Genomic DNA, 19,550 nt, shown 5'->3' on the forward strand with positions numbered 1-19,550 from the left:
CACCCTTGGAACGGGGACGCCGACCGGGGCCTGAGGCGGTGGGCCGTGGGGCCGGAGGCCGGGGGCCGGAGGCCGTGGGGCCGGAGGCCGAGCCGCCAGGGGCCGGGGGCCGGCCGAGGGCCGGGGCGGGGCCAGGTCCAGGACCGAGGGCCTGGGGCCGGGGACCAGCCGGGCCGGATACCCGAGCCGAGGGCCAGCCGGGGCCGGGGACCAAGGGTCAGCCGGGGCCCGGGCCGGGGCCAGGGAGGAAAGGGACCGGGCGGCCGGGCCGTGGGGAAGGGTCGGACGTCCGGGATGGGTGGCCGGGTGTCCGGCCCCGGTTCAGGCGGGGTCGGACACCCGGAGTGGGGAGGGCCGGGGTCAGGCCTTGGCGAGTTCCTTCTCGCCGCCCTCACGCTGCTCGGGCAGCTCCGCCGGACCGGCACCGTCGGCGGGGTCGGCAGCGTCGTCGTCGAGCAGGGTCTTCTCGTCGAAGGGCAGCCCGCCGGCGAGCACCAGGGAGACCCGCTCCTTGTCGATCTCCTTCGTCCACGTGCCGATCAGGACGGTCGCGACGGCGTTGCCCGCGAAGTTGGTGAGGGCGCGGGCCTCGCTCATGAAGCGGTCGATGCCGACGATGAGGCCGATGCCGTCCACCAGGGCGGGCTTGTGCGACTGGAGACCGCCGGCCAGGGTCGCCATGCCGGCGCCGGTGACACCGGCCGCGCCCTTGGAGGCGACGAACAGGAAGAGCAGCAGCGGGATCTGCTCGCCGAGCGACATCGGCGTACCCATGGCGTCGGCGATGAACAGCGAGGCCATGGTCATGTAGATCATGGTGCCGTCCAGGTTGAAGGAGTAGCCGGTCGGGACGGTGATGCCGACGACGGGCTTGCTGACCCCCAGGTGCTCCATCTTCGCGATGAGCCGCGGCAGCGCGGACTCGGAGGAGGAGGTGGACAGGATCAGCAGGAACTCCCGGGCCAGGTACTTGAACAGGGAGAGGATGTTCAGACCCGAGACGATCTTCAGCAGCGCGCCGAGCACGAGGAAGACGAAGAGGAAACAGGTGGCGTAGAAGCCGAGCATCAGCACGGCGAGGCTCTTGAGCGCGTCCACGCCCGACGAGCCGACGACCGCGGCCATGGCGCCGAAGGCGCCGATCGGAGCGGCCCACATCACCATCGCGAGGACGCGGAAGACCAGGCGCTGGATGTGCTCGACACCGCGCAGCACCGGCTGGCCGGCCTTGCCCATGGCCTGGAGCGCGAAGCCGCAGAGCAGGGCGATGAGGAGGGTCTGGAGGACCTCGCCCTCGGTGAAGGCGGAGACGATCGTGGTGGGGATGATGCCGAGCAGGAACTCGGTGGTGTCCTTGGCCTCCGGCGAGACCTGCGCCTGCCCGGTCTCCTTCACGGCGTCCGTGATGGCGAGGCCCGTCCCCGGCTCCAGGATGTTGCCGACGACGAGGCCGATACCGAGGGCCACCATCGACATGACCATGAAGTAGCCGAGGGCGATACCGCCGACGGCGCCGACCTTGGCGGCCTTCCGCACGGAGCCGATGCCCAGCACGATCGTGCAGAAGATGATCGGCGAGATCATCATCTTGATCAGGTTGACGAAGCCGGTCCCGATGGGCTTCAGCTCGACGGCGAAGTCGGGGGCGGCGAGCCCCACGGCGATGCCGATGGCGACCGCGACGATCACCGCGATGTACAGGTAGTGGGTGCGGTCCCGCTTGACCGCGGGTGCGGCAGGTGCCGTATCGGGGGTGCTGGCGGCCACGGCTGCCCTCCTTGACGTCTTCGTCGGCATCACCGGCGTGCGGCTCACGTCCGGGGTTGTGGGGGATCGCCGTGACTATCTCCCGCCCTGTGAGGGCGGTCACCCTTCCGTTCATTTAGTTCACACTCGACGCCGGGGGCACACTGACGGCATGCGCATCCCCGCTCTGCCGAGACCCCGCAGCCTGGCCGGCCAGCTCTTCGCCATGCAGGCGGTGCTGATAGCGGTGCTCGTCGCGGGATACGCGCTGTTCACCTACGTCAGCGACCGCGACCAGGCCGAGGAGGCGGCGGGCCGGCAGGCCACGGCCGTGGCCCGCTCGGTCGCCGACGCGCCCTCCGTACGGGCCGCGATCGGGACCGCGCGGCCCACCGCCGAGCTCCAGCCGTACGCCCTGCGGGTCATGAAGGACACCGAGGTCGACTTCGTCACGATCATGAACCCGGAGGGCATCCGCTGGACCCACCCGGACAGGACGCAGATAGGCCTGCGCTTCCGGGGCAACACCGCGAAGGCGCTGAAGGGCGAGACCTTCACCGAGACCTACACCGGCACGCTCGGCGCGTCCGTCCGCGCGGTCGCCCCGATCGAGGACGACGGCACGATCATCGGCCTGGTCAGCGCGGGCATCAAGGTCGAGTCGATCAGCAAGCGGGTGCAGGACCAGGTGACGGCCCTGATCGCGGTGGCCGTCGGCGCGCTCGCCCTCGGCGCGATCGGCACGTACGTCATCAACGCGTCGCTGCGCCGCCACACCCACGGCATGAACGCGTCCGAGCTGAGCCGTATGCACGACTACCACCAGGCGGCGCTGCACGCGGTGCGCGAGGGGTTGCTGATGCTGGACGGACAGTACAAGGTGGCGCTGATCAACGACGGCGGCCGGGAGCTGCTGGGTGTCTCGGGTGAGGTGGTGGGCATGTCGGTGGCGGAACTGGGTCTGCCGGCCCCGCTGACGGGCGCCCTGCTCTCCTCGGAGCCCCGGGTGGACGAGGTGCATCTGACGGCGGACCGGGTGCTCGTGGTGAACACCTCCCCGGTGTCGGGCGGCGAGCGCCGGGGCACCGTGGTGACCCTGCGCGATGTGACCGAACTCCAGTCCGTGATGGGCGAGTTGGACTCCGAACGCGGCTTCACGCAGGCACTGCGTTCACAGGCCCACGAGGCGGCGAACCGGCTGCACACCGTGGTGTCGCTGATCGAACTGGGCCGGGCGGAGGAGGCGGTGGACTTCGCGACGGCGGAACTGGAGCTGGCCCAGGCGCTGACGGACCAGGTCGTCGCGGCGGTCAGCGAGCCGGTCCTGGCGGCCCTGCTGCTGGGCAAGACCGCCCAGGCGAACGAGCGGGGCGTCGAACTGGTCGTGTCGCAGGAGAGCACCCTGGACGACGGTCTGCTGCCGGAGTCGCTCCCCGCCAGGGACCTGGTGACGATCCTGGGCAACCTCATCGACAACGCGGTGGACGCGGCCCAGGGGAGCAGTCGGGCGCGGGTGACGGTGACCGCCGCCACGGAGCGCGCCGAGCTGCTGCTGCGGGTGGCGGACACGGGAGCGGGGGTGGATCCCGCGCACGCCTCGCTGGTCTTCGAACGGGGCTTCTCGACGAAGCCGGCCGGGCCGGGCGGCCGGGGCCTCGGGCTGGCCCTGGTCCGGCAGGCCGTGCAGCGGCACGACGGGACGCTGTCGGTGGCGGAGGCCGCGGGAGGCGGAGCCGAGTTCCTGGTACGCCTGCCGCTGCCGGCGCCGGTGCCGACGGGTGCCGCCGGGTCCGGTGCCGACCGGTCCGGTGCCGCCGCCTCGGTGTCGCGGTCCGGAGGCAGGGGATGACGAGCGAAGAGCCGATCAGAGTGCTGGTCGTCGAGGACGATCCGGTCGCCGCGGACGCCCATGTGATGTACGTGGGCCGGGTGCCGGGGTTCGTCGCGGTGGGCAAGGCGCACACCGGCGCGGAGGCCCGGCGCCTGCTGGACCGTACGCCGGTCGACCTGCTGCTGCTGGACCTGCACCTGCCCGACGCGCACGGGCTCCAGCTGGCCCGCTCGCTGCGGGCGGCGGGATATCACGCGGACGTGATAGCGGTGACGTCGGCGCGGGACCTGACCGTGGTGCGGGAGGGCGTCTCGCTCGGAGTGGTGCAGTACGTGCTGAAGCCCTTCACCTTCGCCACGCTCCGGGACCGGCTGGTGCGGTACGCCGAGTTCCGGGCGGCCGCGGGCGAGGCGAGCGGCCAGGACGAGGTGGACCGGGCGCTGGCGACCCTGCGCGCGCCGGGACCGGCCGCGCTGCCCAAGGGGCTGAGCGCGCCCACGCTGGAGCGGGTGACACAGGCCGTACGGGCGGCGGAGCAGGGCCTGACCGCGGCGGGGGTCGCCGAATCGGTGGGCATCTCCCGCATCACGGCCCGGCGGTATCTGGAGCATCTGGTGGAGGCGGGGAGAACCGAGCGCAAGCCGCTGTACGGGCAGGTGGGGAGGCCGGAACTGGTCTACCGCTGGGTGCGCACGACGCGCGGGAAATGACGACCACCCGTATGCGACCACCCACCACGCCGGTGACGACCGTAGGTTCCTACAACCGGTGACTATGTCCAAACACCCTGTAGTCACCGCCCTGCGCGACCCCTACGTTGTCCCCCGTGCCCAGACCTCCAGCCCACACCCGTCAGCCAGGTCCCCCCTTCAACGCTCCCGCCGCCCGACGGCTCCGCGCGGCCCTCGGTATGACCCCGGAGCACGTCGCCCACGGGCTGCGCGCCTCCTACGCCCTCCCGCACGCCACCCACGATCTCGTCATGGCCTGGGAACGCGGGGCACTCACCCCCACGCACTCCGAACTCACCGCGCTGGCGGGCGTGTTGTGGTGTTCCCCCGGTGAGCTGATCGGCAGGCCGCGCACCCTGCGCGAACACCGGGTGGCCCAGGGCTTCGCCCCCGAGGACGTCGCCCGGGCCGTGGGGCACGAGTTCCTGGCGTACACGCGGATGGAGGAGAGCGGGCAGTGGCGCGGCACGGACCGGCAGTCCGCCGCCCTCGCCGAGCTGCTCGACCTCTCGCTGCCCGACCTGGTCACCGTGACCGGCCTCGAGGCCAGGCTGGCGGACCTGCTCCGCACCGCGGCCCGCACCCGCTGGCAGGCGTACGTGCGGCCGGTCGGCAGGATCGTGCCCCTGGACCGGCGTCTGCTGGAGGAGACCCTCCAGGAGCTGCACCAGGACTACCAGGGGCAGATGGTCGCCACGCTGAGCTGGGGCGACGGCGGCGCGGCCAGGGAGGCGAGCGACGCCGGCCGGGACTTCCTCGACCGGATCGTCGACACCTTCTGGGCCGGCGTGGAGACCCGGACCGCCTAGCCGCCACGACCGTCCCGCCGACGGGACCGCCCGGACGACAAGAGGCCCGGACGACGGGACCGTCCGGACAGTCGAGCCGTCCGGACGGCAGGACCGCCTAGAAGACCGACTCCGCCTCGACGATCCGGTCCTTCGGCACCGTCTTCAGCTCGGTCACGGCCTCCGCCAGCGGCACCATCACCACGTCGGTCCCGCGCAGCGCCGTCATCCGCCCGAACTGGCCCCGGTGCGCCGCCTCCACCGCGTGCCAGCCGAAGCGGGTCGCGAGGACACGGTCGTACGCCGTCGGGACACCGCCACGCTGGACGTGGCCGAGAATCACCGGTCGGGCCTCCTTGCCGAGCCGCTTCTCCAGCTCGTAGGCCAGCGCCGTGCCGATGCCCTGGAAACGCTCGTGGCCGAACTGGTCGATCGCGCCCTTGCTGTAGTCCATGGTGCCGTCGGCCGGGTGCGCGCCTTCCGCGACGCAGATCACCGCGAACTTCTTGCCGCGGGCGAACCGCTCCTCGACCATCTTCACCAGGTCGGCGGGGTCGAAGGGCCGCTCCGGCAGGCAGATCCCGTGGGCGCCCGCGGCCATGCCGGACTCCAGCGCGATCCAGCCCGCGTGACGGCCCATGACCTCGACCACCATCACTCGCTGGTGGGACTCCGCCGTCGTCTTCAGGCGGTCCATCGCCTCCGTCGCGACGCCCACCGCCGTGTCGAAGCCGAAGGTGCGGTCCGTCGACGAGATGTCGTTGTCGATCGTCTTCGGGACGCCCACCACCGGCAGACCGGCGTCGGACAGCATCCGCGCCGCCGTCAGCGTGCCCTCGCCGCCGATCGGGATCAGCGCGTCGATGCCGAAGTCGTGGATCATGTCGGAGGCGCTCTCGCAGGCCTCGCGCAGCCGGTCGCGCTCCAGGCGGGAGGAGCCGAGGATGGTGCCGCCGCGGGCCAGGATGCCGCTCACCGCGTTGAGGTCGAGGCTGCGGTAACGGCCGTCCAGCAGACCGGCGTAGCCGTCCTCGAAGCCGATCACCTCGTCGCCGTAGTTGTCCACGGCGCGGTGCACGACCGACCGGATCACTGCGTTCAGGCCGGGGCAGTCGCCACCTGCGGTGAGAACTCCGATGCGCATCGTGCTGTGTCTCCTGCTCGCTGTTGGTACCGGTGAGCCAGATTCGATTGTTTCACGCCGCCGAGCGGGCTGTCTCTTGACGGGCGCCTTAACTACGGCCAGGGGTATTGTCAAGAGGGATCTGCTCACCTAGGTGGGCGATTTTTGTGCCCCGTGCCCCGTGCCCCCGTAGAGAGACGGAGAGCCCGCGTGACCCGCAGCGTGTACGTGACCGGAATCGACCGCGGCGACGGCCGCCAGGTCGTCGAGCTGGGGGTCATGGAGCTCCTGACCCGGCAGGTCGACCGGGTGGGCGTGTTCCGTCCCCTCGTCCACGACGGGCCCGACCGGCTGTTCGAGCTGCTGCGTGCGCGCTACCGGCTGGCGCAGGATCCGGCCACCGTGTACGGGATGGACTACCACGAGGCGTCCGCCCTCCAGGCGGAACAGGGGACGGACGAACTGGTCTCCACCCTCGTCGAGCGGTTCCACCGCGTCGCCCGCGACTACGAGGTCGTCCTCGTCCTGGGGACGGACTACGCGGACACCCAGTTCCCGGACGAACTCGCCCTCAACGCGCGCCTCGCGAACGAGTTCGGCGCGTCCGTGATCCCGGTCGTCGGCGGGCGCAAGCAGACGGTGGAGTCGGTGTTCGCGGAGACCCGCAACGCCTACCGGGCGTACGAGGTGCTCGGCTGCGACGTCCTCGCCATGGTGACCAACCGGGTGGCGCCCCAGGACCGGGAGGAGATCGCCGCCCGGCTCGCGACCCGGCTGCCGGCGCCGTGCTACGTGCTGCCCGACGAGCCCGCACTCTCCGCGCCGACCGTCGCCCAGATCAGCCACGCGCTGGGCGCGCGGGTGCTGCTCGGCGACGATTCCGGGCTGGCCCGTGACGCGCTCGACTTCGTCTTCGGCGGGGCGATGCTGCCCAACTTCCTCAACGCGCTGACCCCGGGCTGCCTGGTCGTCACCCCGGGGGACCGCGCCGACCTGGTGATCGGCTCGCTCGCCGCGCACAGCGCCGGCACCCCGCCGATCGCCGGTCTGCTGCTCACCCTCGACGAGGTGCCGAGCGACGAGATCCTCACCCTCGCCGCCCGCCTCGCCCCCGGCACACCCGTCGTCTCGGTGCCCGGCAACAGCTTCCTCACCGCCGAGCAGCTGTTCTCCCTGGAGGGGAAGCTGAACGCGGCCACCCCGCGCAAGGCGGAGACCGCCCTCGGGCTGTTCGAGCGGCACGTGGACACGGTCGATCTGCTCCGCCGCGTCTCGGCGCCGAGCACCGACCGCCTCACGCCGATGATGTTCGAGCACAAGCTCCTGGAGCAGGCGCGCGTCGACAAGCGCCGGGTCGTCCTGCCCGAGGGGACCGAGGAGCGGGTACTGCACGCGGCCGAGGTGCTGCTGCGCCGGGGCGTCTGCGACCTCACGCTCCTCGGGCCGGTCGACCAGATCCGGAAGAAGGCCGCCGACCTCGGCATCGACCTCGGCGACTGCTCGCTGATCGACCCGGCCACCTCCGAGCTGCGTGACTCCTTCGCCGAGAAGTACGCCCGGCTGCGGGCCCACAAGGGCGTCACGGTGGAGCTGGCCTACGACGTCGTCTCGGACGTGAACTACTTCGGGACGCTCATGGTCCAGGAGGGCCTCGCCGACGGCATGGTCTCCGGGTCGGTGCACTCCACGGCGGCCACGATCCGGCCCGCGTTCGAGATCATCAAGACCAAGCCGGACGCGGACATCGTCTCGTCCGTCTTCTTCATGTGCCTCGCCGACAAGGTCCTCGTGTACGGCGACTGCGCCGTGAACCCGGACCCGAACGCCGAGCAGCTGGCCGACATCGCCATCCAGGCGGCCGCGACCGCCGCCCAGTTCGGCGTGGAGCCGCGGATCGCGATGCTGTCGTACTCCACCGGTACGTCCGGCTCGGGCGCCGACGTCGACAAGGTGCGCGAGGCGACGAAGCTCGTCCGCGAGCGGCGCCCCGACCTGAGGATCGAGGGGCCCATCCAGTACGACGCCGCCGTGGAGCCGACCGTCGCCGCGACCAAGCTGCCGGACTCCGAAGTCGCCGGACAGGCGAGCGTGTTGATCTTCCCGGACCTCAACACCGGCAACAACACCTACAAGGCGGTGCAGCGTTCGGCCGGCGCGATCGCGGTGGGGCCGGTGCTCCAGGGGCTGCGCAAGCCGGTCAACGACCTGTCCCGGGGCGCACTGGTCCAGGACATCGTCAACACCGTCGCCATCACGGCGATCCAGGCCCAGACCCCGAGCGAGAAGGCGTCCCAGCAGTGAGCGCAACCCGTGTCCTCGTCCTCAACTCCGGTTCCTCGTCGGTGAAGTACCAGCTGCTCGACATGCGGGACAGCAGCCGGCTGGCGAGCGGGCTCGTCGAGCGGATCGGTGAGCGGTCCTCCCGGCTGACGCACACGCCCCTCGCGACCGGCGGCGGGAGCCGTGAGTGGGCCGGGCCGATCGCCGACCACGACGCCGCGCTGAAGGCCGTGGCGGAGGAGCTCGGCAAGGACGGGCTCGGCCTCGACTCCCCCGAACTGGCCGCCATCGGGCACCGGGTCGTGCACGGCGGTCGGCGGTTCACCGCGCCGACCGTGATCGACGACGCCGTCCTCGCCGAGATCGAGCGGCTGATCCCGGTCGCCCCGCTGCACAACCCGGCCAACCTCACCGGCATCCGCACCGCGACGGCGCTGCGTCCCGACCTGCCCCAGGTCGCCGTGTTCGACACCGCGTTCCACACGACGATGCCGGAGGCGGCGGCCCGCTACGCGATCGACGTCGAGACCGCCGACGCGCACCGGGTGCGGCGCTACGGGTTTCACGGGACCTCGCACGCGTACGTCTCCCGGGCGACGGCGAAGCTGCTGGGCAAGGCGCCCGAAGAGGTGAACGTCATCGTGCTGCACCTCGGCAACGGGGCGTCGGCCTCGGCGGTCGAGAAGGGCCGGTGCGTGGACACCTCGATGGGGCTCACACCCTTGGAGGGGCTCGTGATGGGTACGCGCTCCGGGGACATCGATCCGGCCGTCATCTTCCATTTGGCGCGTGTTGGTGAAATGTCCATCGACGAAATCGACACTCTTCTCAACAAGAAGAGCGGGCTCGTCGGCTTGTGCGGTGACAACGACATGCGGGAGATCCGGCGCCGGATCGACGAGGGCGACGAGCGGGCGCGGCTCGCCTTCGACATCTACATTCACCGGCTGAGGAAGTACATCGGCGCCTATTACGCCGTGCTCGGGCAGGTGGACGCGGTCGCGTTCACCGCCGGGGTCGGGGAGAACGCGGCGCCGGTGCGGGCGGCGGCCGTGGCGGGGCTGGGCTCGCTGGGCCTGGCGGTGGACGAAGGACTGAACGCGGTACGCGGTGACGCACCGCGGCTGATCTCGCCCGCCGGCGCGCGGGTGGCGGTCGCCGTGGTGCCGACGGACGAGGAACTGGAGATCGCCACACAGACCTACGCACTGGTGAAAAAGACAAACTGAGCAGGAAAGCAACTGAGCACAACCCCTCTCATTTGTATCTTCCACCAGACGGAATATTCCGTAGCGAAACAAACCGATAGGATCGCCCCATGCGCCGTTCGAAAATCGTCTGTACTCTCGGCCCCGCGGTCGACTCCCACGAAATGCTCGTGTCGCTGATCGAAGCCGGCATGAACGTGGCCCGCTTCAACTTCAGCCACGGCTCCCACGCCGAGCACCAGGGCCGCTACGACCGGGTCCGGGCCGCCGCCAAGGAGACCGGCCGGGCCATCGGTGTGCTCGCCGACCTCCAGGGCCCGAAGATCCGCCTCGAGACCTTCGCCGAGGGTCCGGTCGAGCTGGTGCGCGGTGACGAGTTCACCATCACCGCCGAGGACGTCCCCGGCGACAGGACGATCTGCGGCACGACGTACAAGGGCCTGCCCAGCGACGTCTCGCGCGGCGACCAGATCCTCATCAACGACGGCAACGTCGAGCTGAAGGTCCTGGACGTCGAGGGCCCGCGGGTGAAGACGATCGTCATCGAGGGCGGTGTCATCTCCGACCACAAGGGCATCAACCTGCCCGGCGCGGCCGTCAACGTGCCCGCGCTGAGCGAGAAGGACATCGACGACCTGCGGTTCGCGCTGCGCATGGGCGCCGACCTGGTCGCGCTGTCCTTCGTGCGGGACGCCAAGGACGTGGCCGACGTCCACCGGGTGATGGACGAGGAGGGCCGCCGGGTCCCCGTCATCGCCAAGGTGGAGAAGCCGCAGGCGGTGGAGAACATGGAGGACGTCGTCGCGGCGTTCGACGCCGTCATGGTGGCCCGTGGCGACCTGGCCGTCGAGTACCCGCTCGAGAAGGTCCCGATGGTGCAGAAGCGCCTCATCGAGCTGTGCCGCCGCAACGCCAAGCCGGTGATCGTGGCGACCCAGATGATGGAGTCGATGATCACCAACTCCCGCCCGACCCGCGCCGAGGCCTCCGACGTGGCCAACGCGATCCTGGACGGCGCGGACGCGGTCATGCTGTCCGCCGAATCGAGCGTGGGCGCGTACCCGATCGAGACCGTGAAGACGATGTCGAAGATCGTCACCGCGGCGGAGCAGGAGCTGCTCAGCAAGGGTCTCCAGCCGCTGGTGCCGGGCAAGAAGCCGCGCACGCAGGGCGGTTCGATCGCCCGCGCCGCCTGCGAGATCTCCGACTTCCTGGGCGGCCGGGGCCTGGTGGCCTTCACCCAGTCCGGCGACACCGCCCGCCGGCTCTCCCGCTACCGCGCGGCCCAGCCGATCATCGCTTTCACCACCGACGAGGGCACCCGCAACCAGCTGGCGCTCAGCTGGGGCGTCGAGTCGCACATCGTGCCGTTCGTGAACACCACGGACGAAATGGTCGACATGGTCGACCAGCAGATCGCCAAGATCAACCGCTTCAGCCCGGGCGAGATCGTCATCATCACCGCCGGCTCGCCCCCCGGCGTGGCAGGCACCACCAACATGCTCCGCGTCCACCACCTCGGTGGCGGCTCCCGCGACTGAGGGGCCCCGGCCCCCTGAGGGGCCTGTGACGGCGCCGAGGGCGCCCCCTGTGCGACAGGGGGCGCCCTCGGCGTTTTCTGCGGCTCCCGGACGGGTCTCGGGACGATCGGCCGGTGCTGCTCAGCCGGTCGTGTACTGGTGCAGACCGGGGACGGTCAGCGTGCCGCCGAGCTGGCCGGCCTGCTGGACCTTCACGTCGGTGAAGTAGATCAGCGGGATGTTCAGCGGCGGCGGGCTCTTCGGGCTGAACGTGATGGGTATCAGGCCGAACAGGTTGCCGGAGATGCTCTCCGTGTACATGATCGTGTCGCCGTCACGGATGGTGGACGTGGTGCCCTTGCCCGCCTGTACGTGATACGTCTTGCCCGACTGCTTGTCGTTCACCGTCTGGTGCAGGTCGCCGATGTCGGTGCCGTCGGAGATGACGTACTTCAGCACCTCCTTGACCGTGCCGTTGGCGGTCTTCACCTTGACGATGCCCTGGTAGTCGGCGCCCTTGAGGAGCAGCGAACTGGCGTTCAGGTACCAGGGGTCGTCGGGCAGCCGGATCTTGTTGTCGATGCCGCCCTCTTCGTCCGTGGCGGCGGGACAGTCGTCGGCGTCCGTGCCGGCGCTCTCCGAGGGGCTCGGCGAGGCCGTGGCGTCGTCGGCGGCCTCCTCGGTGTCCTTCGCCGTGTCCTCGGCCTCGTCGGCGGTGTCCTTGACGGTGTCCTTCGCCGTGTCGGTGACGGCGTCGGTGGTGTCCTTGGAGGTGCCGGACGAGTCCTTGCCGGTCGAGCCGGAGGACCCCGCGGTGTCCGAGGCGCCGGAGCCGGAGTCCGACGACGGGTCGTCGGCCGAAGCCGACGCCGAAGCCGACGGAGACGGGCTCGAACCGGCCGTCGTGCCGGTGTCGTTGCCGTCGAAGAGATCCGTGATGGCGTCGCCGACGGTCTCCAGGAGGTTCTTGCTCGTCTCGGAGGCCGAGGGGCTCGCCGTCGCGGTGTCACCGGACGTCGACGACTTCTCGGGCTCGGCCGCCGCGGAGGACGCCGAGGGAGCGGGCTCGGCCGTGTCGTCGGAACCTGAATCCGACGAACCGGAGTCACCCGTGCCGCCCGCGTTGCCCGACGGGTCCTTCGAGTCGTCCGCGGACTCGTCCTTCGAGTCGTCCTTGGAGTCGTCGGCCGACTCGCTCGCGCTCGCCGAGGCGGACGGCGACGGGGAGGCCGAAGCGGAGGCGTCCGCGTCCTCCAGGGCCGCCACGCAGTCCTTGTACTCGTCGATGGTCAGGCTCTTGGAAGCCGGCTGGTCCTCGGCGTTGGCGAGGGTCGGCGTGAACCCCATGCCCATGAGGACCGCGGTGGGCATGGCCGCCAGGGCTATCGCCTTGCCGGCCGGCATGTGGAGCCTGGTGAAGAGCGGCTTCTTCGGTGCCGCGTGCCGCGGCCCGGTGGTTCTCACGCGGGCAGCGTCCACATCGCTCCCGGTGGAAACCTCGTCAGCCGGCACTGTGCCTCCCGTTCGCCCCGTTGGCCGGGCTCGTTCCTGACAGATCGTGCAGATCGTGCGGCTCGCCCGCCCCCTGGTCGTCCTTCGTGAAGGACGGCTTCTCGACGGGGGCCGGGCCCGTGCTGTACGGGTTCTCGGTGAGGTCGCCCGCATCGGCGGGAGGTGCGGGGAACGCGCCCTCGGGGGCGCCTCCGGTGGCCGCGCCGGCTTCGGGGGCCGGAGCGTGGGCGGGCGGTGTGCCCGGTACCCACGACACGGCCATCGCACCGCCGACCAGCGCGAACAGGAAGCCGATGAGGAAGCCGCCGAGGTTCGACACCGGGATGGACACCAGGCCGAGCAGGATGGCCGCCACTCCGGCGAAGACCTGTACGTGCTTCTGGAACCACAGACTGATGCCCAGGACGCCCAGCAGCACGCCGATGATCAGCGAACCCGCGCCCGCGGTGGTGGCCATCGCCAGCGTCAGGTGGCCCACCTGGAGGTGCGCGTAAGGGAAGTACGCGATGGGGAAGCCGGCGATAAGGACGAACAGGCCCGCCCAGAACGGCCTGGTTCCCCGCCAGGCGCGGAACTGCTGCCTCCGGCGGGTGAACTGACCGGGGGCGACAGGGGTCTCGGCGCTCATGGAAAACAGCTCCCTGGTGCGGCGTTTCTGTGGTGGTGAGTCGAACTGCTGGTGAAGCCAGGGGCTTCAGACCGGACGGGCGGGGGCGCCACCGGCCCCCCCGCCCGTCACAGAGTGCTTAGTAGCACTCCTTGACACCCGTCGACAGCGACATCTTCAGGCCGCTGAGCTTGAAGGTTCCGGCGGTGGTGGCCCACGCCGTCTGCTTCACGTCGGTCAGCGTGGCGGAGTCCGCCTGCTGGGCGAACCCGTACGGGTTGGCCGTGTCACCGCTCTTGAGGCCCGGACCCTTGGAGGCGTCCTTGGCGGCCACACCGATGTCGATGCCCTTGAACACGGCGTCCGCGCTCAGGTCCTCGACGTCGATGTAGAGGTTCTCGGCCTCGACCGGCGTACCGCCGCCGCCGGCCTTCAGCTGAAGGCTGACGGAACCGAGCAGCGGGATGTTCGGGGTGACCACGGACTGGCACATGTTCGTGATCGAGGCGCTCTTGAACGCCGAGACGGCGACGGCGTGAGCCGTCTTCTTGCCGTCGAGGGTGTAACCCGAGTCGATCGCGCCGTACTGCGAGAAGCCCGTGCCTTCGAGCTTGTCGGCCGTCACCTTGAACGACTGACCGGACACGCTGAACGACGCGGCCAGTGCACCCTGCGCGAGGGCGACACCTATACATGCCGTAGCGGCGACGCTGGGCACCATGACCACAGCGAAGCGCTTCCATCTGGTCCCGCCACGCACCTGGGACTCCATATTTCCTCCTTCTCGGACGTACATCTCCTGGCCCTGACTAGCCCCCTCGTACGGCGGCTCAGCCGGGCAGGGATGGGAGAAGTGCTACGTCCTCGGGAAGGGGAGCGCCCGTCTCGGAGGCGCGAACCGCGCACCGATCACCGGCGATCACCCCCGAGCGACAACCACTGGTCGCGCCTGACACGCATCACGCACAACCTTGCCGGACAGGCTTCACCGCAGCGAAGACCCCCCTGTCCGAGAGCCGACGCCACTGCCGTCGGCTCTGCTCGGTGGGGACCCAGGAAAACCCGTTGACCCAACCGGCTGTAGGGGTACGGGATTGGACCGAGCGTGGCCGATCGTGGTGCATTCTCGCCGCCCGCACAAGGGGGTTCGTTACTCGCTAGTAACGGCCGGATAACCGAACAACGACCCATAGGTCTCGACCGGCAACACAGGGTGTCATCAACGGCCGGGACAAAGCTGTTGATCGCTGGACAGAATCCGACAGAACAACGCCCAAGTCTTACTTGCAGTAACAGCGGCCGCGATTACCAAGATTTGGTAAAGCGCGGCCGCACCGGAACCACATCGGCTGAAGTTTCACTTCGGCACCACGGCCTCTGACGTTTAGTGACTGGTCAGAACCGGGCGCCCGCCCGCTCAGAACAGGGCGCGCGCCAGCGCCCGCCGGGCCGCCCCCACCCGGGGGTCCTCGGGGCCGACCACCTCGAACAACTCGAGCAGCCGCAGCCGTACGGCGTCCCGGTCGTCGCCGGCCGTGCGCCGCACGGTGTCGATGAGCCGCCCGAAGGCGTCCTCGACATGACCGCCCACCAGATCCAGGTCGGCCGCGGCGATCTGCGCCTGCGCGTCCTCGGGCTTGTCGGCGGCGTCCTTGCGCACCTGCTGCGGGTCCATGCCGCCCACCCGCTGGAGCAACTCGGCCTGGGCGAGCCCGAGCTTGGCCTCGCTGTTGCCCGGGTCGTCGGCGAGGACGTTGCGGTACGCCTGCACGGCGCCGCCGAAGTCACCCGCGTCCAGCGCCCGTACGGCGGCTTCGAGCAGCGCGTCGTAGGGCCCGGCGGGCTCGGTCTCGGCCGCCTCCGCGGAGGCCGGCTCGGCGTCGGCGTCGACGGTCAGGCCGGTGAGTCCGAAGCGCTGCTCGGCGACCTGCACCAACTGGTCGAGGGTCTGCCGGATCTGCGCCTCGCCGGCGGCCCCCTGGAAGAGCGGCAGCGCCTGTCCGGCGACGACCGCGAAGACGGCCGGGATGCCCTGCACCCCGAACTGCTGCATCAGCATCTGGTTGGCGTCGACGTCGATCTTGGCGAGCAGGAAGCGGCCGTTGTACTCGACGGCGAGCCGCTCGAGGACGGGGCTCAGCTGCTTGCAGGGCTGGCACCACTCGGCCCAGAAGTCGATGACGACGGGCACCTCGGCGGACCGCTGGAGGACCTCCCGCTCGAAGCCCGCCTCATCGACGTCGATGACGAGATCGGCCGGGGAGACGGCCCCCGCGCCGCCCTGCCGGGCCGTTTCGGCGCGCGTCTGCTCCGCCTTCGCCTTGGCCTCCTGGGCCGCCTTCACCGCGGCGAGGTCGACGACTCCGCTCATGGACATGTTCCGTGGCTGCATGCGTCTATCCTCCCCCGTCCGCGCGCCTGCGTGAAAAGCGTTCCGAATACGTCCCGAACATCCCGAACATGAGCACCGGGGTCCCCACCCCGCACCCGGCCGGGCCGGTCGGCCCGCGCACGTCCCGCGCGGGCTTTCGCTACGAGTCGTAGCGTAATGGCACCGAGTGCCTCCGCAACACCCCGCCTCGGTGATCTCCCTCACGGAAGCCCCTGACAAACCGCCGGTTATGGTCGGTGAATGCAGATCCGCACCCCCGCCTGTCGCACGGGCCGTCCGCGCAGCGCCGCGGCGGACACCGCGATCCTGGCCGCGACCAGGGAGGCGCTGGTCGAGCTGGGCTGGTCCAAGCTGACGCTGGGGGACGTGGCGACGCGCGCGGGGGTCGCCAAGACGACGCTCTACCGCCGCTGGGCCGGGAAGAACGAACTGGTCGTCGACGCGGTCGCGGAACTCTTCGGCGAACTCGAACTCCCCGACCGGGGCAGCCTGGCCGCCGACATCGAGGGTGTGGTCCTTCAGTTCGCGGCGATCCTGGCCCGTCCGGAGGCCAAGAGCGGCCTGATGGCGGCCGTCGCCGAGTCCACCCGGGACGACGCGCTGCGCGAGCGCATCCGCGCCTCCATCGTCGATCCACAGAAGGACCTGGTCCTGGAGGGCCGCGCCCGCGCCCAGGCGCGCGGTGAACTCCCCCCGCAGGCCGACCCGGCCGAGGCGGCCCGCACGGTCGACCTCATCTTCGACGTCGTGGCGGGTGCGGTGGTGCACCGCACCCTGGTCAGCGCGGAACCGGCGGACGAGGAGTGGGTGCGCAGCTTCACCCGGGTCCTGCTGCTGGGCCTGACCGCGACCACCGGCCCACCCGACGACCTCCCCGACGCAGACGCCGAAGGCGGGGCCCGCTCAGGGCCTGGAGGCGAGCCCGCAGACACCTGAGCACAGGGGCCCGCAGACACCCGAGGGCGGGGAGCGCAGGGGCCAGACGCCCGAAGACAGTGGCCCGCAGACACCCGAGCGCGGGGGCACGCAGACACCCGAGCGCAGTGGCCCGCAGACACCCGAGCGCGGGGGCACGCAGACACCCGAGCACAGGGGCCAGACGCCCGAAGGCGGGTGCCCGCAGAGGCGGGAGGGCGGGGGCACGCAAACGCCCGAGCGCAGGGGCCCGCAGACACCCGAGCGCAGGGGCCCGCAGACACCCGAGCGCGGGGGCACGCAGACACCCGAGCGCAGGGGCCAGACGCCCGAAGGCGGGTGCCCGCAGAGGCGGGAGGGCGGGGGCACGCAAACGCCCGAGCGCAGGGGCACGCAGACACCCGAAGGCGGGGGCACGCAGAGGCGCGAGGGCGGGGGCACGCAGACACCCGAGCGCAGGGGCCGGACGCCCGAAGGCGGGTGCCCGCAGAGGCGGGAGGGCGGGGGCACGCAAACGCCCGAGCGCAGGGGCCAGACGCCCGAAGGCAGCGGCCCGCAGACGCCCGAGGGCCGGGGGCCGACGTTCGCCCCCGCCCCACCTCGCGCCCGCGCCCGCGCCCGCGCCCGCCGACGTCCGCTAGAACCCCGCGGGTTCGGTGTACACCCCCCACTCCTCCCGCAGCACGTCGCAGATCTCGCCCAGCGTCGCCTCGGCGCGCACCGCGTCCAGCATCGGCGCGATCATGTTGGAGCCGTCGCGGGCGGCGCCCAGCATGGCGGCGAGCGCGTCGCGCACCGCCGTCTCGTCCCGGGCGGCCTTGCGCGCGCCCAGCGTGCGCACCTGCTCCCGCTCCACCTCGTGACTGACCCGCAGGATCTCCAGGTCCCCGGTCACCGACCCGTGGTGCGCGTTGACGCCGACGACCCGCTTCTCGCCCTTCTCCACGGCCTGTTGGTACCGGAACGCGGACTCCGCGATCTCCCCGGTGAACCAGCCGTCCTCGATCCCGCGCAGGATCCCGGAGGTGATCGGCCCGATCGGGTGCCGCCCGTCGGGGTGGGCGCGCAGCCCGCGCTCCCTGATCTGCTCGAAGATCTTCTCGGCGTCGGCCTCGATCCGGTCCGTCAGCTGCTCGACGTACCAGGAACCGCCCAGCGGGTCGGCGACGTTGGCGACGCCGGTCTCCTCCATCAGCACCTGCTGGGTGCGCAGCGCGATCTCCGCCGCCTGCTCGCTCGGCAGCGCGAGGGTCTCGTCCAGGGCGTTCGTGTGCAGCGAGTTGGTCCCGCCGAGCACCGCCGCGAGGGCCTCCACGGCCGTACGCACCACGTTGTTGTACGGCTGCTGGGCGGTCAGCGAGACCCCGGCGGTCTGGGTGTGGAAGCGCAGCCACTGCGCCTTGTCGGACTTCGCCCCGTAGACGTCCCGCATCCACCGCGCCCAGATCCTGCGCGCCGCGCGGAACTTGGCGATCTCCTCGAAGAAATCGACGTGCGCGTCGAAGAAGAAGGACAGCCCGGGCGCGAACACGTCCACGTCGAGGCCGCGGCTGAGGCCCAGTTCCACGTACCCGAAGCCGTCCGCCAGCGTGTAGGCCAGCTCCTGGGCGGCCGTCGCGCCGGCCTCACGGATGTGGTAGCCGGAGACGGACAGCGGCTTGTAGGCGGGGATGCCCGCGGCGCAGTACTCCATCAGGTCGCCGATGAGACGCAGGTGCGGCTCGGGCTGGAAGAGCCACTCCTTCTGGGCGATGTACTCCTTGAAGATGTCCGTCTGGAGCGTGCCGTTGAGGACGCCCGGGTCGATGCCCTGCCGTTCGGCGGCGACGAGGTACATGCAGAAGACGGGGACGGCCGGCCCACTGATCGTCATGGAGGTCGTGACGTCACCCAGCGGGATGTCCTTGAACAGGACCTCCATGTCGGCGGCCGAGTCGATGGCCACCCCGCAGTGCCCGACCTCGCCCAGCGAGTGCCGGTCGTCCGAGTCGCGCCCCATCAGCGTGGGCATGTCGAAGGCCACGGACAGACCCCCGCCGCCGTTGGCCAGGATCATCTTGTAGCGCTCGTTGGTCTGCTCGGCGTTGCCGAAACCGGCGAACTGCCGGATGGTCCACGTCCGCCCCCGGTAGCCGGTCGGGTACAGGCCACGGGTGAAGGGGTACTCACCGGGCCAGCCGATCCGCTCGAAGCCGTCGTACGTGTCACCGGGCCGGGGCCCGTACGCCGGCTCCACGGGGTCCCCGGAGAGCGTGGTGAAGTCGGCCTCACGCTTGCGCGAAGCGTCGTACCGGGCCTGCCAGCGACGGCGGCCCTCCTCGATGGCGTCAGCGTCCATGCCTCAAATTTACTAGGACGTCCAAGTAAATGTCGATGGCTATTGGTAGGACATCCTAGTAACTGTGCGTGTCCGAACGCCGAAACCGCCGTACACGCGCGCGTGCGGCGCGGGTACGACGGCGAAATCGTCACCGGAATCGGTTCCGCAACGGGTACCGCAACCGGTCCCGGAATCGATACCGGAACGGGTGCCGGAGGCGGCGTCGGCGCTAGGCCTTGGCGGCCACGGGCGCCCCGTCGGCGACCCGGCCCTCCAGCTCACGGCTGATCCCGCGCTCCACGAAGAAGGCGGCGGTCGGAACGGTCCCGGCCAGCAGCACCCACAGCTGCTTGCCCACCGGCCACTTCGCCTTGGACCCCAGGTCGAAGGCGAAGACCAGGTAGAGGACGTAGAGCCAGCCGTGCGCGATGGCGACGACGCGGGTGAAGTCCGCGGCTCCGTCGACGTCCAGGCCGTACTTGGCGATCATGCCCAGGCACAGCAGGACCAGCAGCACACCGGTGACATAGGCCAGGACGCGGTAGCGGGTCAGCACGCTCTTCTTCATGCCGACGAG

At 70.8% G+C, this 19,550-nt stretch carries 15 protein-coding genes; 7 read left to right on the forward strand and 8 right to left on the reverse strand.

Annotated features, from left to right (window positions below; genetic code table 11):
- Positions 1-360: 360 nt before the first annotated feature.
- The gene (locus AOQ37_RS06070) at positions 361-1,797 is read right to left on the reverse strand and encodes a cation:dicarboxylate symporter family transporter (RefSeq protein ID WP_062642483.1); all 1,437 of its coding nucleotides are present in this window, start codon (positions 1,795-1,797) and stop codon (positions 361-363) included.
- A gap of 121 nt (positions 1,798-1,918) precedes the next feature.
- Between AOQ37_RS06070 and AOQ37_RS06075 the strand changes: the two genes are divergently transcribed.
- From AOQ37_RS06075 to AOQ37_RS06085, 3 genes are all read left to right on the forward strand, one after another.
- Positions 1,919-3,595 carry a sensor histidine kinase gene (locus tag AOQ37_RS06075; protein ID WP_062641954.1) on the forward strand — a complete coding sequence of 559 codons (1,677 nt, stop codon included), beginning with the start codon at positions 1,919-1,921 and terminating at the stop codon, positions 3,593-3,595.
- Positions 3,592-4,287 (forward strand): response regulator, encoded by a 696-nt coding sequence (locus tag AOQ37_RS06080; protein ID WP_062641956.1) that lies wholly within the window; start codon positions 3,592-3,594, stop codon positions 4,285-4,287. Before AOQ37_RS06075 ends, AOQ37_RS06080 begins: the two co-directional genes overlap by 4 nt.
- Before the next feature lie 200 nt (positions 4,288-4,487).
- Positions 4,488-5,117, forward strand: coding sequence for a hypothetical protein (locus AOQ37_RS06085; protein ID WP_062641958.1), 630 nt, complete (start codon positions 4,488-4,490; stop codon positions 5,115-5,117).
- Positions 5,118-5,214: 97 nt separating this feature from the next.
- Here the strand turns inward: AOQ37_RS06085 and AOQ37_RS06090 are convergent, their stop codons facing one another.
- A complete protein-coding gene (locus AOQ37_RS06090; protein ID WP_062641960.1) occupies positions 5,215-6,240 on the reverse strand; it encodes an ATP-dependent 6-phosphofructokinase in 1,026 nt (341 codons plus the stop codon).
- A gap of 189 nt (positions 6,241-6,429) precedes the next feature.
- On the opposite strand from AOQ37_RS06090, the gene pta reads away from it, so the two are divergent.
- From pta to pyk, 3 genes are all read left to right on the forward strand, one after another.
- A complete protein-coding gene (gene pta / locus AOQ37_RS06095; protein WP_062641962.1) occupies positions 6,430-8,520 on the forward strand; it encodes a phosphate acetyltransferase in 2,091 nt (696 codons plus the stop codon).
- Complete coding sequence (locus AOQ37_RS06100; RefSeq protein ID WP_062641964.1) at positions 8,517-9,728, forward strand: acetate kinase; 1,212 nt, start codon at positions 8,517-8,519, stop codon at positions 9,726-9,728. Before pta ends, AOQ37_RS06100 begins: the two co-directional genes overlap by 4 nt.
- 89 nt (positions 9,729-9,817) lie before the next feature.
- Complete coding sequence (gene pyk, locus AOQ37_RS06105) at positions 9,818-11,248, forward strand: pyruvate kinase (protein WP_062641966.1); 1,431 nt, start codon at positions 9,818-9,820, stop codon at positions 11,246-11,248.
- Between the two features lie 120 nt (positions 11,249-11,368).
- On the opposite strand, the gene AOQ37_RS06110 is transcribed toward pyk, so the two are convergent.
- From AOQ37_RS06110 to AOQ37_RS06125, 4 genes are all read right to left on the reverse strand, one after another.
- A complete protein-coding gene (locus tag AOQ37_RS06110; RefSeq protein ID WP_062641967.1) occupies positions 11,369-12,739 on the reverse strand; it encodes a hypothetical protein in 1,371 nt (456 codons plus the stop codon).
- Entirely contained in the window at positions 12,729-13,367 is a 639-nt protein-coding gene (locus tag AOQ37_RS06115) for a DUF6114 domain-containing protein (RefSeq protein WP_062641969.1), read from the reverse strand. Before AOQ37_RS06115 ends, AOQ37_RS06110 begins: the two co-directional genes overlap by 11 nt.
- 118 nt (positions 13,368-13,485) lie before the next feature.
- Complete coding sequence (locus AOQ37_RS06120) at positions 13,486-14,118, reverse strand: DUF6230 family protein (protein WP_062641971.1); 633 nt, start codon at positions 14,116-14,118, stop codon at positions 13,486-13,488.
- 645 nt (positions 14,119-14,763) lie between these two features.
- Positions 14,764-15,738 carry a tetratricopeptide repeat protein gene (locus AOQ37_RS06125; protein ID WP_062641973.1) on the reverse strand — a complete coding sequence of 325 codons (975 nt, stop codon included), beginning with the start codon at positions 15,736-15,738 and terminating at the stop codon, positions 14,764-14,766.
- A gap of 240 nt (positions 15,739-15,978) precedes the next feature.
- Here AOQ37_RS06125 and AOQ37_RS06130 point away from each other — a divergent pair, with 240 nt between their 5' ends.
- Positions 15,979-16,674, forward strand: a complete 696-nt coding sequence (locus AOQ37_RS06130) for a TetR/AcrR family transcriptional regulator (RefSeq protein ID WP_062641975.1) — start codon at positions 15,979-15,981, stop codon at positions 16,672-16,674.
- A gap of 616 nt (positions 16,675-17,290) precedes the next feature.
- On the opposite strand, the gene icmA is transcribed toward AOQ37_RS06130, so the two are convergent.
- Positions 17,291-18,991 carry a coenzyme B12-dependent isobutyryl-CoA mutase large subunit gene (gene icmA, locus AOQ37_RS06135; protein ID WP_062641977.1) on the reverse strand — a complete coding sequence of 567 codons (1,701 nt, stop codon included), beginning with the start codon at positions 18,989-18,991 and terminating at the stop codon, positions 17,291-17,293.
- A 211-nt stretch (positions 18,992-19,202) separates the two neighbouring features.
- Positions 19,203-19,541: a DUF3817 domain-containing protein gene (locus tag AOQ37_RS06140; protein WP_062641979.1), complete on the reverse strand. Its 339-nt coding sequence runs from the start codon at positions 19,539-19,541 to the stop codon at positions 19,203-19,205.
- Positions 19,542-19,550: the final 9 nt, after the last annotated feature.

The sequence above is a fragment of the Streptomyces maremycinicus genome, assembly GCF_001184025.1.
Lineage (GTDB): Bacteria > Actinomycetota > Actinomycetes > Streptomycetales > Streptomycetaceae > Streptomyces > Streptomyces maremycinicus.